This window comes from Sphingobium sp. WTD-1 (assembly GCF_030128825.1).
In the GTDB taxonomy this organism is placed as follows: Bacteria; Pseudomonadota; Alphaproteobacteria; order Sphingomonadales; family Sphingomonadaceae; genus Sphingobium.
In genome coordinates this window covers 4,995,340-5,011,446 of record NZ_CP119127.1, presented here as the reverse complement: position 1 = coordinate 5,011,446, position 16,107 = coordinate 4,995,340, and the positions used below count along the sequence as shown (strand labels likewise).

Here is a 16,107-nt window from a genome sequence, read left to right as displayed (position 1 = left end):
GGGTGCGCTATCCTCGTCCCGCTTTCTGGAGGCCATATGATTTTCCGTTCGATCGATCCGGCCAGCGACACGCTCCTGTGGGAAGGGGAGGCGGCCGATGCCGCGACCTGCGCAGCGGCCGTGACGCGCGCCCGCGCTGCCTTTCCGGCCTGGGCAGCACTGTCGCAATCCGAACGTGAGGATCATGTCCGCCGCTACAAGGCGCTGCTGTCGGACCGCAGCGATGCCTTTGCCAAGGCGATCGCACGCGAGACCGGCAAGCCGCTGTGGGAGGCGAAGACCGAAATCGCCTCGATGATCGGCAAGGTCGACATCTCGATCGCGGCCCAGGCAGAACGCGCCGGATCGCGCGAGCAGGCGACCCCGTTCGGTCGGGCGGTGCTGCGCCACAAGCCGCATGGCGTGATGGCGGTGCTTGGCCCCTATAATTTCCCCGGTCATTTGCCCAACGGGCATATCGTGCCGGCCCTGCTGGCGGGCGATGTGGTCATCTTCAAGCCGTCCGAACTGACCCCGCTGGTGGGCGAATTGATGGCGCAGGCTTTCCGCGACGCGGGCCTGCCCGATGGCGTCTTCACCCTGTTGCAGGGGGGGCGGGACACTGGGGCGGCATTGATCGCGCAGGATATCGACGGCCTGCTGTTCACCGGATCGGCGGCGGCGGGTGCGCATTTTACCCGCGTGATGGCCGACCGGCCGGGCGTGATCCTGGCGCTGGAGCTGGGCGGCAATAATCCGCTGGTCGCCTGGGATGGCGATGCGCAGGCGGGCGCCTCGATCATCGTCCAGTCGGCCTTCATTACCGCAGGCCAGCGCTGTTCCTGCGCGCGACGGCTGATCCTGCCGCAGGGCGCGGCGGGCGACGCAATCCTCGACGCGACCGTGGCGCTGGCCCGGCGGCTGACGATCGGCGCCTGGGACAGCCAGCCTGAACCCTATATGGGCGCGCTGATCTCGGCTGAGGCGGCGGCCCATGCCCGGGCGCGCCATGCCGCGCTGCTGGCGCTGGGCGGCGTCGAACTGTTGCCGCTGGAACAACCGGCGGACCTCGGCGCGGCCTTCCTGACGCCGGGCATCATCGACATGACCGGGGTGGATGCGCCCGATGAGGAGATTTTCGCACCGCTGCTGCAGGTGATCCGCGTCGCCGATTTCGACGCCGCGATCGCCGCCGCCAATGCGACCCGCTATGGCCTGGCGGCTGGGCTGGTGTCCGCCGACGATGCGCTGTGGGACCGGTTCCTGCTGGAAAGCCGCGCCGGCGTGGTCAACCGCAACCGGCCGACCACCGGCGCCAGCGGCGCGATGCCGTTCGGCGGTCTGGGCGCATCGGGCAACCACCGCCCCAGCGCTTACTATGCCGCCGATTACTGCGCCTATCCGGTCGCCAGTTTCGAGGCTGGGGACGTGCTGGACCTGACTGCCGATATCAAGGGGCTGGCGGGCTGACCCAAATGTCCGCGGCTTGTACAGAGGAGGTCGGCGGAGTGACGATCTTCATCTTCCTGCTTTGATGCTATCTGATCGACCATGTCCGATTCTACCGTCACCTTCGCTGTCCCTTCGCTGCCCTATGCCGGGGTCGAGCTGGGCGGGACCAAATGCGTCTGTACGCTGGCCTCTGGTCCCGATTCCATCCTTGACCAGCGCAGCGTGCCGACCACGCGGCCGGAAGTAACGCTGCCGGCCATCCTCGCCATTCTGCGCGAATGGGAAGGGCAGGGCGGCTTTGCCGCGCTCGGCATCGCCTCCTTCGGACCGGTGCAACTCGACCCCGCTTCGCCTGACTATGGCCATATCCTCGCCACGCCCAAGCCGGGCTGGCCGGGCGCCGACATTTTTGGCACGCTGGCCGGCGCCTTTGCTGTGCCCGCCGCATTCGACACCGACGTCAATGGCGCGGCGATGGCGGAAATATTGTGGGGATGTGGGCAGGGACTGCGCGACTTTGCCTATGTCACCGTCGGCACGGGCGTGGGGGTCGGCCTCATCGTCCATGGCGCGCCCACGCGGGGCATCGGCCATAGCGAGATCGGCCATGTCCGGCTGCCACGCATGGCGGGTGACAGCTTCGTCAGCGTCTGTCCTTATCATCCCGATTGCGTCGAGGGTTTGGCATCCGGCCCGGCCCTGCTCGCCCGGCTGAACGGTCGTGCGCCATCCGATGTCGGGTCGGACGATCCCGTCTGGAATTTCATCGTCGGCACATTGGCCATGATGGCGCATGGATTGGTGTGCAGCACCGGGCCTCTGCGTATCGCGATGGGTGGCGGTGTCCTGGCCGGCCAGCCGCATCTGATCGACCGGATTGACGCCGCGCTGCGTGTCAGTCTCAATGGCTATATGTGCTTGCCAGAAATGGGAACTTATATCGTTGCACCGGCGCTGGGCGGGCAGGCGGGGCCGATGGGATCGATCGCACTGGCGGCGATGGCATTTTCCGCAAGTCAAGCCAATCAGCTCACATGACAGTATCGGTCATTATGCTATTGGCGGCGTCATGTCTTCCTATCGCCTGATTCCCATCGCCGTTGAAAAGCCGTGGGGACGCACTGGCTTGTCGGCGCATTATGAAGCCGATGCCGATCGACGCATCGGCGAAATCTGGTTCACGACCGAGGCGGATGTCGCCCAGCCGCTGCTGGTCAAATATCTCTTCACCAGCGAGAAGCTGTCCGTGCAGGTCCATCCTGACGATAGCCAGGCGCGGGCCATGGGTCTGGCCGGCGGCAAGTCGGAATGCTGGTATGTACTGGATGTCGAGGGCGATGCGCGATTGGGTATCGGCCTCGGCCAGGCGGTTGACGCCGCTGCGTTGCGGGCTGCTGCGCTGGACGGTTCGATCGAGGAATTGATCGACTGGAAGCCGGTGAAACCGGGCGATTTCTATTATGTCCCGGCCGGCACGATCCATGCCATTGGCGGTGGCATCACCCTGGTCGAAGTGCAGCAGAATAACGACGTCACCTACCGACTCTATGATTATGGTCGCCCGCGCGAACTGCATCTGGATGCCGGCATGGCGGTCAGTCGGGGCGAATCCTATGACCGGCCGGCGCAGCATGTGAGCAGCGCGCGCGCGACGATGCTGGTGGATGAAGCTGGCGCGCCCTTCACGCTCGAAAACCTGGTTTGCGGGGCGGGCGAGACCATCTCGCTGGGGCATGGGCCATGCTGGTTCATCCCGCTGCGTGGCCATGGCCGCATCGAAGACCAATCGTGGGAAGCGGGCGAGTGCTGGCTGATCGAGGATCAGGCCGATATCGTGGTGACACAGCGATTGCACGGCCTGCTGGCGCGTCCCACCGCCTGAGCCACTGACATCATTCCATAATTTGGAACGGGTCGGACGAAGATGCCAGCCCGTTCATGCCGCAGGCGCCACGAGATTCGCGTGAGTCTGGTCGACGCCATCATTTGGCCCATATGGTGGAACCGTGGTCCGGAAATGTAACGATTCATCGCTGATGAGGCTCGCTTCATCGCAAATGCAGCGCCATTCCTGCGTGTCCATATATAGATATTAAAGCCCAATATATGGGACATTAAAGGGTTGCCGCGGCGGGGTCTGGCCGCGAACAACCTCAAACCCGTGCCCAAACGGGGGGGCACGCATAGGGAGGATGTTTAAGTGAGGTTTTCCAATTATCGCGCCTTGTTGTCGACGTCGGCCGTCGCCGCCGTCCTGCTGGGCGCCATGCCGGCCGCGGCACAGGACCAGCAGGCGCCCGAAGCGAGCAGCGAGGATATCGTCGTTACCGGTATCCGTTCCAGCCTTCAGGGCGCACTCAATGCCAAGCGCAACGCGGCCCAGGTTCTGGACGCCATTTCGGCCGAGGATATCGGCAAGTTCCCGGACAAGAATGTCGGTGAAGCGCTGCAGCGCGTGACCGGCGTCCAGCTGACCCGGTCCGACGGCGAAGGCTCCGGCATCACCATCCGCGGCGCCGATCCGTCACTGAACCGCGTCGAGATCAACGGCGTCACCGCCCTGTCCACCACTGTGGGCGGCGGCCGCGACGTCGATTTCCGCGATCTGCCCTCCGAATTCGTCAACCGCCTGGAAGTGGTGAAGTCGGCCACCGCCGACATGACCGAAGGCGGCGTCGGCGGCACCGTGCGCGTCATCACCCGCCGGCCGTTCGACAATGGCGGCAAGCCCTATCTGGCCGGTTCCGCCCAGGCCATCTATGCCGATATCGGCGACCATATGGATCCGCGCCTGGCGCTGATCGGCAGCGACACCTTCGCCAACGGCACGATCGGCGTGCTGGTGTCGGGCACGTTCGAGAACCGCAATGTCGAAAGCCATCAGGCGCGCACCACCGGCTGGGTCCAGCTGAAGGACGCCAATGGCGCCGTCTACGACCTCAACAATGACGGCGTCGGCGATTTCTTCCCTGACATTCCGCGCTATGTCATCAACCGCCTGGAAACCCGCCGCTATGCCCTGAACGGCATATTGGAATGGCGCCCGAGCGACGATTTCAAGGCCTATGTCGAAAGCAACTGGACCAAGTCGATCCAGTCGGTGACCTCGCAATATTTGCAGACCGGCACCAGCGGCGGCATCGTCGATACTGCAAACACCATCATCGGCCCGGACAATACGGTCGAATATCTGGTGATGACCAACAATACGTCGAAGGCGCAGACCAGCCAGCTGGGCGTGTCCTATCGCAACATTCTGGGCGACATCAAGCGCACCACCTATAATGTCGCGCTGGGCGCCGACTGGACGACCGGCAATCTGACGCTGACGCCCAAAATCTCGCTGTCCAAGGCCAAGGCCTATAATAACGAGATCAATGCGACCGCGGCCGTCACCGGCATGTCCAGCCTGATCGTCGACTATAGCAACGGCCAGAATGCGCCGCAGATCATCCTGCCCAATGATCCGACCACCACGGCCGGCATCAACCAGCTGACCGTGCTGCGTCGTCCGCGCTATGACGACCAGACCGAGAAGATGGCCAAGCTGGACGCGGAATATAAGACCGACGGCGGCCTGTTCACCGCGTTCAAGATCGGTGGCCAATATCGCGACCTGACGGTCAAGAGCCGCTTCTACACCCGCACCACGACGCTCAACGGCTTCAGCGATCCGGCGGTGCAGTCGCGGATCGACAGCATCGTCAACGGCAATGCGGCGCTCGGCACCTCGCCCTTCTTCCATACCGGCAATCTGGGCTTCACCGGCGATTATAGCGGCTGGCTGAACATGACCCAGGGTATCGCCGATGCGGTCGGCATTCCCGATCCGTTTGCGGAAGGTGGCTGCCCGGCCAATGCCGACGGCACCTGCCAGGTCTATACCGACACTTGGAAGGTCGGCGAACGCAATCTGGCCGGCTATGGCCAGGCAAACTTCGCCTTCGATGTCGGCGCTGTGCCGGTCAGCGGCGTGATCGGCGCCCGCGTCGTCAATACCAAGGTCAACACCTCGGGCTATCTCAGCACCGGCGGCGTAATCTCGCCTGTGTCCTATGACAGCAACAACACCGAATTCCTGCCCTCGATCAACGTGAAGGCGGAACTCATCCCCAACAAGCTGATGGCGCGTGCGACCGCGACCGAAGTGATGGCCCGTCCGCTGCCGCAGCAGCTGGCACCGCGCTTCACCATCGACGTGGTCGGCCTGTCGGGTTCGCGCGGCAATCCCGATCTCCAGCCGTTCCGTGCCCGCCAATATGATGCGGGCCTGGAATATTATATCAACCGCACCAGCTTCGCGTCGGTTACCTATTTCCGCAAGGAAATCAGCTCGTTCATCCAGAACACGACCGAGCCCTATACCGATGCCAGCGGCGTGACCTACACCATCACCGTGCCCACCAACGGCACGCAGAAGGTGACGATCAACGGCGTGGAAGCCGGCGCGCAGATCGCGTTCGACTTCATCGACGTGCCGGTGCTCAAGCAGATGGGCGTGGTCGCCAACTATACCTACTCCAAGGATAGCGGCTATGAAGGGAAGGATTATTTCACCGGCGATTCCCTGCCGTTCCAGGGTCTGTCGCGCCATGCCTACAATATCTCGGCCTATTATGAAGACGACGTCGTCAGCCTGCGGGGCGCCTATAACTGGCGGTCCAAATATCTGATCACGGCGCAGGGCCGCGGCAATAATCCCGAGTTCGGCGAAGCCTATGGCCAGCTCGATGCGTCGCTCAACGTCACGCTGATGCCGGGCATCTCGATGTTCCTGGAAGGCGTCAACCTGCTCGACGCGACGCGCAAGGAAAATGCCAACAGCGTCGAACGCCGCACCATCATCGAGACGGTCGGCCGCCGCGTCTATGGCGGTATCCGCTTCAAGCTCTGATTGGCGCTCATGGCCTGGCCTCCCCCAGGTCATGAGACAGGCTGCGGGTCGGGACATGCCCGACCCGCAGCATCATGTTTTCAAGATCAAGCGGGACAGGTCGCCATGTTCTCTCGCCGCACCCTCCTTGCATCGCTGGCCCTCGCGCCGATCGCCGGCCCCTTGAACGCTGCGGCGCGAAAGCCGCTCTGGCGCGACGATTTCCGCCATGGCCTGAAGCAATGGCAGCTGGAGGCGGTGGGCGACGCGCGCGTGACCGCGCAGGATGGCCTGCTCGACATCGTCGCGCCCAGGGGACTGACGCTCTGGCTCCGCAAGCAACTGAGCGGCCCGGTCGCGATCCGCTATGATGTGCGCGCCGTGTCGGATGGCGGCCCTTATGACGAGGTCAGCGACGTCAACGCCTTCTGGATGGCGCGCGACCCGGCGGCGCCTGGCGGATCGGCGCTCGGCCGCACACGCAGCGGCACGTTCGAGGAGTATGACAGCCTCCGCACCTATTATGTCGGCATCGGCGGCAACCGGAACAGCACCACGCGGATGCGCCGCTATGTCGGCGAACCGGGCCATCGCCCGCTGCTGCCGGACCATGACCGCACCGACAAGGCGGCGATGCTGGTGCCCAATCAGTGGTTTTCGATCGGCCTGATCGCCAACGGGTCTCATATCGCGGTGGAGCGGGACGGGGCGACCCTGTTCACGCTCGACGATCCCGATCCCTATCTCAGCGGCCATTTCGGCCTGCGCACGACGCAGAGCCATCTTCAGGTCCGCAACTTCACCATCACCAAGATCTGAACAACATAAAAGGGAGAGCAACGTGGATATCAGGGCGGGGATCAGCCGGCGCGACAGCCTGAAGGCGGGATTGATGGCGAGCGCGACCGCGCTGCTGCCGGGCGCGGCGCAGGCGGCGACCAGTGCGCGTGGCGGCGCCATGCCGGAAACCCCGGTGCGCTGGATCGACGATGCCGCCCCGCCGCTCTCGCTTGGCCAGACGTTCGGCGTGCCATGGCCGCGCGGGGTGCTGCGCGCCGGCAAGCCGCTGTCGGTGCAGGGCGCCGATGGCACCGCTCTGCCCTCGCAGCACTGGACGCTCGCCACCTGGCCCGACGGTTCGATCAAATGGACCGCCCATGCGCTGCCCGCCGGCACCGGCCAGCCCGGTGCGCTGCGCGTGGTGCCGGGCAAGCCCGCCGCGCCGCAGGCGCCGGTGCTGGTGCGCGAACTGGCGGACCGGATCGAGATTCAGGTCGGCGCGCTGCGCTGGAGCATCGGCCGGTCGGGCAGTGCGATCATCCAGTCGGCGCAGCAGGGCAATCGTACCGTCGTTGGTCCCCTGACCCTTGTCGCCAGCGTCGACAGCGCGCCTGAAGGCGGCACCCGCACGCCCTTCACCGGCCGCATCACCAGCGCCACCGTCGAGCAGAAGGGGCCGGTCCGCGCCGTCGTCAAGCTGACCGGCGTGCATGAAGGACAGGGGCGGCAGATCTTGCCCTTCACCCTGCGCCTCTACGCCCATGCCGGCGCCGATCATCTGCGCATCGTCCACAGCTTCATCTTCGATGGCGATCCGGCGAAGGATTTCATCAGCGGCATCGGCCTGACTGCTGCCGTGCCGATGGCCGGCGCCCCGCATGACCGCCATGTCCGCCTCTCCACTGCCGACGACGGCCTGTTCAGCGAAGCGGTGCGGCCGCTCACCGGGCTGCGCCGCGATCCAGGCAAGGCCGTCCGCGCCGCGCAGATCGCCGGCAAGGCGGTGCCGATGGACGCGATGGCACCCGGCGTCGCCAAGCTGCTCGATCGCATCCCGACCTGGGGCGATTTCGACCTGACCCAATTGTCGGCCGACGGCTTCGCCATCGCCAAGCGCACGCAGGACGGTCATGCCTGGGTCGATTCCGTCGCCGGCAGCCGGTCGCAGGGGCTGGGCTATATCGGCTCGCCCCAGGGCGGCGCGGCGATCGCCACCCGCTATTTCTGGCAGCGCCACCCTTCGCAGATCAGCATTCGGGACGCCGAAAGCGACATGGCGACGCTGACCGCCTGGCTCTGGTCGCCCGATGCCAAGCCGATGGACATGCGCTCCTATCGCGGCGTCCTGGGGATGGAGGGCTATGACGCCCAGAATGAAGGGCTGGACATCACCTATGAGGATTATGAGCCCGGCTGGGATGCCGCGACCGGCGTCGCCCGCACCAGCGAGCTGACACTGTGGGCCTGCGCCGCCACCCCTTCGGCCGATGCTCTGGCCGCGATGGCGCAGGCGAACGCCGTGCCGCCGCAGCTGATGGTGACGCCCGATCGCATCCATGAAGCCGGCGTGTTCGGCATCTGGAGCCTGCCGGACCGCTCGACGCCGATGAAGGCGCGGATCGAGGACCAGAATAGCAATCTGGTCGACTTCTATGTCGGTGAGGTGGATCGCCGTCGCTGGTATGGTTTCTGGAACCATGGCGACATCATGCACACCTATGATTTCGACCGGCATGTGTGGCGCTACGACATTGGCGGCTTTGCCTGGGACAATAGCGAGCTGTCGCCCGACCTGTGGTTCTGGACCAGCGTGCTGCGCACCGGCAATGCCGCCGCCTTCCGCTTTGCCGAGGCGCTGACCCGCCATACCGGCGAGGTCGATGTCTATCATCTCGGCCGGTTCAAGGGGCTGGGCACGCGCCATGGCGTCCAGCACTGGAGCGACAGCAGCAAGCAGCCGCGCGTCAGCAATGCCATGTATCGCCGCATCTTCTATTATCTGACCGCCGACGAGCGGGCCGGCGACCTGATGCGCGATCTGGTCACGTCGGACTTGTCGCTGGAGCATGTCGAGATCGGCCGCAAGGTGCCGGGGGCGGAGCGCACACCGCTGCCGGCGGGGGTCATTGACCTCAGCTTCGGCACCATGTGGTGTTCGGTCGCCTCGGCCTGGCTCACCGAATGGGAGCGGACCGGCGACAGGAAATGGCGCGAGCGGCTGCTGAACGGCATGGATAGCATCGGTCGCCTCAAATATGGCTGGCTGGCGGGCAGCGCCCCCTATGACCTCAAGACCGGGCGCTTCATGGGGGCGGGGGATAAGATGTCCATCTCCCACCTCAACGCCGTGTTCGGCGCGCTGGAGGTGAATGCCGAGCTTCTCGACCTGCTCGACGTGCCGCGCTATCGCGCCGCCTGGCTCGATTATTGCCGCTGGTTCAACGCCTCGCCGCAGGAATGGAAGGCGAAGTTCGACCAGCCCTTCGGCCGCCGCAACCTCAAGGAAGGCCATTCGCGCCTGACCGCCTATGTGGCGCGCGAGACCGGCGACAGGGAACTGGCGGTTCGCGCCTGGAAGGAGTTCCTCGGTGGTGAAGCGGGCCTCGGCCTGTCGACCGGCGATCCGCGCGTGATGCTGAAGGGACCGGCCTATGTCCGCCCGATCGTTGAATGGCCGGACGTCTCCACCAATGCGGCATCGCAATGGGGCCTTGCCGCGATACAGAATCTGGCGCTCATTCCCGACGCGCTCGCCGACGCTGCCAACTGATGAAGGGCCTTAAGATGAAGACGATGATGATGGGCCTGATGGCGGCGCTGACGGTAAGCGCGGCGACCCCGGCGCTGGCCAAGCCCGTGGCCGAATGGGTCGACCAGACCACCGGCCACCGCGTGCTGCGACTGACCGACACGCCGGGCAGCGCCAGCCTCTATTTCCACCAGAACAGCTATACGCCGCAGGGCGACAAGATGGTGATCTCCACCCCCGACGGCATTTCGGTGCTGACGCTGGCCGACTGGAGCATCAGGCCGCTGGTCAAGGGCAAGGATATCCAGCTGCTCTTTACCGGGCGCAAGACGCGCACGGCCTATTATGCCAGCCACAGGCGCGATGATGGCGCCGGCGCGACGACGCTCTATGCCGCCGACATCGACAGCGGCAAGGTGCGCAAGATCGCGACCGTAGATCGCGGTTCGATCGGCTCCATCAATGCGGACGAGACGCTGCTGCTCGGCCAGTGGGCGGCAAGCGACAAGCCGCTCCAGCCCGACGGCACCCAGAAGCGCGCCGCGCCGGAGATCAAGCAGCAGTTCGGCCAGGCTAACTACGCCGCCAACGGCCCGGACGGAAAGCCGCTCAGCTTTGCCGAGGCGAAGGAAGTGCGCCTCAACGAGCGGCTGGAAGCGCGCATCCCGATGGAGATCTTCACCATCGACATCCACACCGGCGAACGCAAGGTGGTGGTCGCATCGACCGACTGGCTCAACCATATCCAGTTCTCGCCGACCGACCCCGGCCTCATCATGTATTGCCATGAAGGCCCCTGGCACAAGGTCGACCGGATCTGGACGATCCGCACCGACGGCAGCGGCCAGCAACTGGTCCACAAGCGCACCATGAACATGGAAATCGCCGGCCATGAGTTCTTCTCGCCCGACGGCAAGTGGATCTGGTATGATCTTCAGACGCCGCGTGGCGAGGTGTTCTGGCTCGCCGGCTATGAGCTGGCGACCGGGCATCGGCAGTGGTTCAAGGTCGACCGCAACCAATGGTCGGTCCATTATAACCAGGCGCCCGACTTGAAGCATTTCTCCGGCGACGGCGGCGACAGCGAAATGGTTGCCCATGCCCCCGACGGAAAATATCTCTATCTCTTCACGCCCCAGGCCATTCCCGATGTCGCCGGCATCCATGCCGACAATGCCGCCGACCTGATCGCGCCGGGTACCTTCGGCGTCGAGAAGATCGTCGACATGCGCAAGCATGACTATCGGCTGGAGCCCAACATCACCTTCACGCCCGACGGCAAATGGATGATCTTCCGCTCCAACATGGACGGCGCGCCGCAAATCTACGCGGCGGAGGTCGCCAAGACGGCGGGCTGATCGGCACGGGACGATGCCGGATCAGTCGGCATCGTCCTCGCTGTGCATGATGTCGGCGCGGGTGATGGTGCCGCCCTGGCTGTGGACCACGGCCAGCCGCTTGCGCCCCTTGTCGCGAAAGCGGATCTCGCCGCTGTCGATCGCGGGGTCGGCGATCATGATGAGGGCGTCGAACACGCCGCGCGCCTCGCGCAATTCGCTCAGGATCGTCAGCAGCTCGTGGGATGTGATGCGGGTGCCCCCTTCGCTGTCGGGCATCTGTTTCTCGATGATCCGGTGCAGCGCCTCGACGATCGCCAGCGTCGGATGCAGCCGTTCGACCGAGACGGGCGCGGCCAGCGGCACGGCGCGAACATCGGCCAGCGCCAGATAAGGGTCGATCGCGCCGGGGCCGAAAACCTGCTCGATATTGGCAAGGGTCACGGCGTCCAGGTTGCTCGCCTCGTTGCGGGCATTCTTCACCGTGCCGGCCGAACAGCCGATCCGCTCCGCCAACTGGCTGTCGGACAGGCCATGGGCCTTCTGGATGCGCCGCACGATGGTGGCGACCGCTTCCCGATAGATGCCGTTCGATAGCCGCGTTCCGGCCATGTCCCGCTTCTCCCGCTTCGACTTGCCCCGCCCGGACAAAAATGCCGGGTCGGACGGATGCGCGCAAGACTTTGTGCGCCGCGCCCGATTCCGGCAAAGACCTTGGCGGGGCCTGCACCCTAGTTGCACGATCCATGAACCCCGATCGTCGCCGTTTTCTCCTTTCCGCTTCCGTTCTGGTTGCGGGCGCTGTTGGCACCGCGCGTGCCTCCGCGCCGGGGCCGATGCGCGCGCTGCGGCCCATGCTGCCGGGGACACCCGTCGCGCCGGTGCAGACGCCGACCCCGCCGGCACTGGTGAAGCCGGCTTTGTTCGCGCAGGCGCGCGCGGCGCTGGAACGGCATCCGCAGATCGTCAACCGGCACCGCATGGCGCTGGTCGATTTTGCCGCGCCCTCGTCGGAACCGCGGCTGCATATCGTCAACCTGCTGGATGGCACCGCCACCTCCTATCTGGTGGCGCATGGCAGCGGGTCGGATCCGGATCATAGCGGCTGGCTGGAGCGCTTTTCCAATGCGCCTGGCTCCAACGCCTCCTGTTCCGGCGCGTTCCTGACGGCCGATCCCTATGTCGGGAAACATGGCCCGTCGCAGCGCTTGCAGGGTCTCGATCCGACCAACGACAATGCGATGAGCCGGGCGATCGTGCTACATGGTGCCTGGTATGCCGAGCCCACGCTGGCCGGTGCGCGCGGCAAGCTGGGGCGCAGCCAGGGCTGTTTCGCGGTCGGCGACAGCGTCCGGTCGCAGGTCATGGCCCAGCTGGGCCGGGGCAGCCTGCTCTACGCGGCCAAGCTGGTCGTCTGACCTTCTACAGTTAAGCGCGTCGCCCCAATCGGCGCGCGGGTCCGTGCCGCCGCTTAACCCCTTTCGCGGTGGGCACCATGGCCGTCCGGGAGCGATCCTTGCATCGCTCCCGGACATTTATGGATGGATTGTCTTCTCTGTCCACCTCCCCAAGAATCCCGATATTCACATCTGGCCGATCATCGCATCCTGCCATTGGCCTGCGCGTTGTAGCGTGACGGGCGACGGCAACATGATCTCGATGGACCCCTATTGATCGAAAGGATGCATCATGAGGAATGCCATGATCGCGACTGTCGCGCTGTCGGCGTGGGCCATGCCGGCCATCGCTCAGGCGCCGGTGCGCAGCGAGCGGGTGCAATTTGCCAGGGGGACCGCGTCCAAGGTCATCAAGGCGTCGCTCAAGGGCTATGACATGGTCGATTATCTGGTCGGCGCGCGCGCCGGCCAGACCATGAATGTCCGGCTTCAGACCAGCAACGCCTCCAGCTATTTCAATATATTGGCGCCCGGTGCGGGGGATAGCGCGATGTTCGTCGGTTCGACCGCCGGCAACAGTTTCTCGGGCCGCCTGCCTGCCAGTGGCGATTATCGCATCCGCGTCTATCTGATGCGCAATGCCGCGCGCCGTAATGAGGTTGCCAATTATACGCTGACCCTGAGCGTCGCCGCGCTGGCGGCCACCGCGGCGCAGGTCATGCCGGCGGCAACCGGTCCCGCGCTGACGCCGGGCAACATGCCCGCTTATTGCCGGGGGGAGGCATCGAGCCAATATGGCACCCGCCCGACCTATGTGAAGACCGGTGCCATCGCCAAGGCGCCCGGTGGCTTCTTCATCGACGGCACGGTCGACAAGGGCAGCGAGGGGATCAAGCGCTTCCGTTGCCGCTTCGATGCGCAGCGCCGCTTCGTCGATGTGATGGCGATGACGCCCGACGGCAAATAGCCGGTTCAGCGACCCAGGATCAGGAAGCTCGCCCCGCTGTTGATCAGCGAGGCGAGCAGCCAGGTGCCCAGCGCCGATCGGAATGCCGTGCCGGTCGATTTCCGGGTTCGACTGCGCAGCCAGATCGTCTCGATCCGCAGATACCAGATGATCGTCACCAGCATGATGATGAGAGCGGCGATCGCCCAGCCGACATCGCCGAGGCGCGCCAGGATCGACGCGATGCCCAGCACCAGCGCAGCCGGCCCGGCAATATAGCATTGGGCGTAGAAGGGGCGGCGCAGCGTATCACGGTTGAGCGCCATGCCCTGTGCCTTCAGCCGCCGCACCGCGAACATCAGCGGATAGATGGCGAAAAGGAAGGCGCGCAGCACCAGCAGGTTCATTTCCGACGCGGTGATTTCCTTGCCGATGCCGGTGGTCGCGACCTCCGGCATCTTCTGGTGCGACGCGACCTCGATCAGGTGCGACAGCAATATGGTCAGCATCAGGAACAGGGGCGGGCTCAGCATGTCGGTAAATTGCTGGTCGGGCGCGTCTTCCAGTTCCTTGTCGGAATAGCGCAGCATCTGGATCGGGTGGCGGATGGTCCGCCACAAGGTGCGGGGATAGAAGACCAGCCAGCTCATCGCCTCGTAGAGAAATTCCTCCAGCGACTGGAACAGGCGTAGGAAGTCCATCGACACTCCCGATCATGAGGAAGGCTGGCATCCCGCCGCCGGGGCCGGATCGTTCCGCCCAGCCGTGCAGGCGTTGGCGCCGTCCCGGCCGAATGTTGCCCGGTTCAGTCGGGCCGGTTCAGCGCGGGCCTATCCAGCGTGAATCCGTCAGTCCGTTCAGCCCGGGCATGTCCGGCTCGGATCATGGTCGCGTCAGCGGCTGCTGGAAAGCGCCTGTCCGGCGCGCACCGCCGGCTTGCCCGTGTTCAAATTGTCGAGCCAGGGCAGGGCCGGTGGCGCCAGCCTGACGGTGGGGGTTGCATCTTGCGGCGTGCCCATGTTGCTTGCCGTGGCCAGTGCCACACAAATGCCGGCGCCCGCTGCGACCATTGCAGGCCAGTCTCTTACCATCGCACACAGCTCCCTCTGCTGGGCTGCGATCGGCAGGAAAGTTTCGCGATTGGCGCCGCGACTCACCCGTCCGACCGCTGGAATAAGCGAATGATCGCGCATTCCGAGGTGCCGCGCCATAGCGGATTTCGCCTATGGTGAACGGCTGTCCCGCTTTGGCCCATCAGCTCTTTCGACGTGCATATTCCTGCACTTGGCTAGGGATATCCGGCGCGGTCCCTAGGGAAGAATCCCGATGGCTGGCCGGGCGTCCGCTTAGCTATGCCAGTCGATATTCAAAGGGAGGTCGCGACATGTTCAGGCGCATATTCGTCACCGGGCTGCTGCTGGCGCTGGCAGGCTGTGCCACCACGCCGCGGGTCAATTATGATGCCGATCCCGCCGCCAATTTCGCCGGCTATCGCAGTTATAGCTGGGCATCGATCAATGTGCCGCAGGGGATGAACCCGTTGTTGTTCCAGCGCGTGAAGGCATCCATCGACACTGCGCTCGCGGCGCGCGGCTACAGCCAGGCCAATCCCGGCGAGTTCGCCATCGGCTTCACCCTGGGCGCGCGCGACCGGGTCGAGGTGACCGATTTCGGTCCCTATGCGACCTATTATCGTCCTTGGGGCGGGTGGGCCGGCTGGGGCGGCTATCGCAACGTCGATGTGCGCAACGTGGCCGATGGTACGTTGACGGTCGACATCTATGATACCGGGACGAAACAGCCCGTCTGGCACGGCACGGCCACCCAACAAGTCAGCAGCAAGAGCCCCGACCAGGCGGTAATCGACAAGGCGGTGACCGCCGTGCTTGCCAATTTCCCGCCGCCGATAAAGGCCAAGTGAGGAGCGAAGGCAATGTCTGAAGCACAGGAAGAAAAAGGCGGGCTGATCCGCCCCGCCCGCAATGTGGGTGAGCCCGTCCCACCCATTCCGGAGGCGGAGGCGGCGGCGTCCGATGACGCATCGACGGTCTTTTCGCATTTCCGCACCGGCCTGTCGCGCCACCGCACGGGCCTGTCGGAACATCGCACCGACCTGTCCGAATATCGCACCGACCTGTCCGGGCACCGCACCGAAATGTCGATGCGCCGGACCGGCATGTCGTTCCAGCGCACCCGGATGAGCGCGGACCGGACCCTGATGTCGGAAATGCGCACCGCGCTGTCGCTGATCGGCTTCGGCTTCACCATCAACCAGGCATTCCAGAAGATGCATGACGCGGGCAGCATCCAGAATGTCAACGCGCCGCGCAATTTCGGCGTGGCGCTGCTGGTGTTCGGCATCGTGCTGCTGGCCGGCGGGATCGTGCGCCATGTCCAGTTCGCGACCGAATTGCGCGACCGGCGCAAGATCATGACGGAGGATGGGCTGATTCACTCCGACAGCCGCTTCCCGATTTCGGTGACGCTGGTGATCGCCGTCTGCCTGCTTGCGCTCGCACTGGCGGCCGTGCTGGGCATCGTCTTCAACCTCGCGCTACTGGGCTGAATCGGATCAAGGCGGGCGGGGCAGGCGC

14 protein-coding genes and 1 pseudogene are annotated in these 16,107 nt (G+C 65.0%); 12 read left to right on the top strand and 3 right to left on the bottom strand.

Annotated elements, in window-relative coordinates; translation table 11 throughout:
- Positions 1-36 precede the first annotated feature (36 nt).
- The 8 genes and pseudogenes from astD (at position 37) to N6H05_RS24785 (ending at position 11,191) form a co-directional block, all read left to right on the top strand.
- Positions 37-1,449, top strand: coding sequence for a succinylglutamate-semialdehyde dehydrogenase (gene astD / locus N6H05_RS24815; protein ID WP_284112148.1), 1,413 nt, complete (start codon positions 37-39; stop codon positions 1,447-1,449).
- An 81-nt stretch (positions 1,450-1,530) separates the two neighbouring features.
- The gene (locus N6H05_RS24810; protein ID WP_284112147.1) at positions 1,531-2,469 is read left to right on the top strand and encodes an ROK family protein; all 939 of its coding nucleotides are present in this window, start codon (positions 1,531-1,533) and stop codon (positions 2,467-2,469) included.
- A 31-nt stretch (positions 2,470-2,500) separates the two neighbouring features.
- Positions 2,501-3,313 (top strand): class I mannose-6-phosphate isomerase, encoded by an 813-nt coding sequence (locus N6H05_RS24805; protein ID WP_284112146.1) that lies wholly within the window; start codon positions 2,501-2,503, stop codon positions 3,311-3,313.
- 318 nt (positions 3,314-3,631) lie between these two features.
- Complete coding sequence (locus N6H05_RS24800) at positions 3,632-6,325, top strand: TonB-dependent receptor (RefSeq protein ID WP_284112145.1); 2,694 nt, start codon at positions 3,632-3,634, stop codon at positions 6,323-6,325.
- Between the two features lie 105 nt (positions 6,326-6,430).
- Positions 6,431-7,123 carry a DUF6250 domain-containing protein gene (locus tag N6H05_RS24795; RefSeq protein WP_284112144.1) on the top strand — a complete coding sequence of 231 codons (693 nt, stop codon included), beginning with the start codon at positions 6,431-6,433 and terminating at the stop codon, positions 7,121-7,123.
- A 73-nt stretch (positions 7,124-7,196) separates the two neighbouring features.
- Positions 7,197-8,534, top strand: a pseudogene (locus N6H05_RS28345) (exo-rhamnogalacturonan lyase family protein); the annotation flags it as partial.
- Between the two features lie 51 nt (positions 8,535-8,585).
- A complete protein-coding gene (locus N6H05_RS28340) occupies positions 8,586-9,854 on the top strand; it encodes an exo-rhamnogalacturonan lyase family protein (protein ID WP_502958983.1) in 1,269 nt (422 codons plus the stop codon).
- A 14-nt stretch (positions 9,855-9,868) separates the two neighbouring features.
- Positions 9,869-11,191 carry an oligogalacturonate lyase family protein gene (locus N6H05_RS24785; protein ID WP_284112142.1) on the top strand — a complete coding sequence of 441 codons (1,323 nt, stop codon included), beginning with the start codon at positions 9,869-9,871 and terminating at the stop codon, positions 11,189-11,191.
- Positions 11,192-11,212: 21 nt separating this feature from the next.
- Here the strand turns inward: N6H05_RS24785 and N6H05_RS24780 are convergent, their stop codons facing one another.
- Positions 11,213-11,782 carry a helix-turn-helix domain-containing protein gene (locus N6H05_RS24780; protein ID WP_284112141.1) on the bottom strand — a complete coding sequence of 190 codons (570 nt, stop codon included), beginning with the start codon at positions 11,780-11,782 and terminating at the stop codon, positions 11,213-11,215.
- Positions 11,783-11,916: 134 nt separating this feature from the next.
- Here N6H05_RS24780 and N6H05_RS24775 point away from each other — a divergent pair, with 134 nt between their 5' ends.
- Positions 11,917-12,588, top strand: coding sequence for a murein L,D-transpeptidase catalytic domain family protein (locus tag N6H05_RS24775; RefSeq protein ID WP_284112140.1), 672 nt, complete (start codon positions 11,917-11,919; stop codon positions 12,586-12,588).
- Between the two features lie 271 nt (positions 12,589-12,859).
- Entirely contained in the window at positions 12,860-13,534 is a 675-nt protein-coding gene (locus N6H05_RS24770; RefSeq protein WP_284112139.1) for a hypothetical protein, read from the top strand.
- A gap of 5 nt (positions 13,535-13,539) precedes the next feature.
- Here N6H05_RS24770 and N6H05_RS24765 read toward each other — a convergent pair whose 3' ends face one another.
- Positions 13,540-14,214, bottom strand: coding sequence for a hypothetical protein (locus N6H05_RS24765; RefSeq protein WP_284112137.1), 675 nt, complete (start codon positions 14,212-14,214; stop codon positions 13,540-13,542).
- A gap of 192 nt (positions 14,215-14,406) precedes the next feature.
- The gene (locus N6H05_RS24760; protein WP_284112136.1) at positions 14,407-14,724 is read right to left on the bottom strand and encodes a hypothetical protein; all 318 of its coding nucleotides are present in this window, start codon (positions 14,722-14,724) and stop codon (positions 14,407-14,409) included.
- 173 nt (positions 14,725-14,897) lie between these two features.
- On the opposite strand from N6H05_RS24760, the gene N6H05_RS24755 reads away from it, so the two are divergent.
- The gene (locus N6H05_RS24755; protein ID WP_284112135.1) at positions 14,898-15,434 is read left to right on the top strand and encodes a DUF4136 domain-containing protein; all 537 of its coding nucleotides are present in this window, start codon (positions 14,898-14,900) and stop codon (positions 15,432-15,434) included.
- A gap of 12 nt (positions 15,435-15,446) precedes the next feature.
- Positions 15,447-16,079 carry a YidH family protein gene (locus N6H05_RS24750; protein WP_284112134.1) on the top strand — a complete coding sequence of 211 codons (633 nt, stop codon included), beginning with the start codon at positions 15,447-15,449 and terminating at the stop codon, positions 16,077-16,079.
- Positions 16,080-16,107 lie beyond the last annotated feature (28 nt).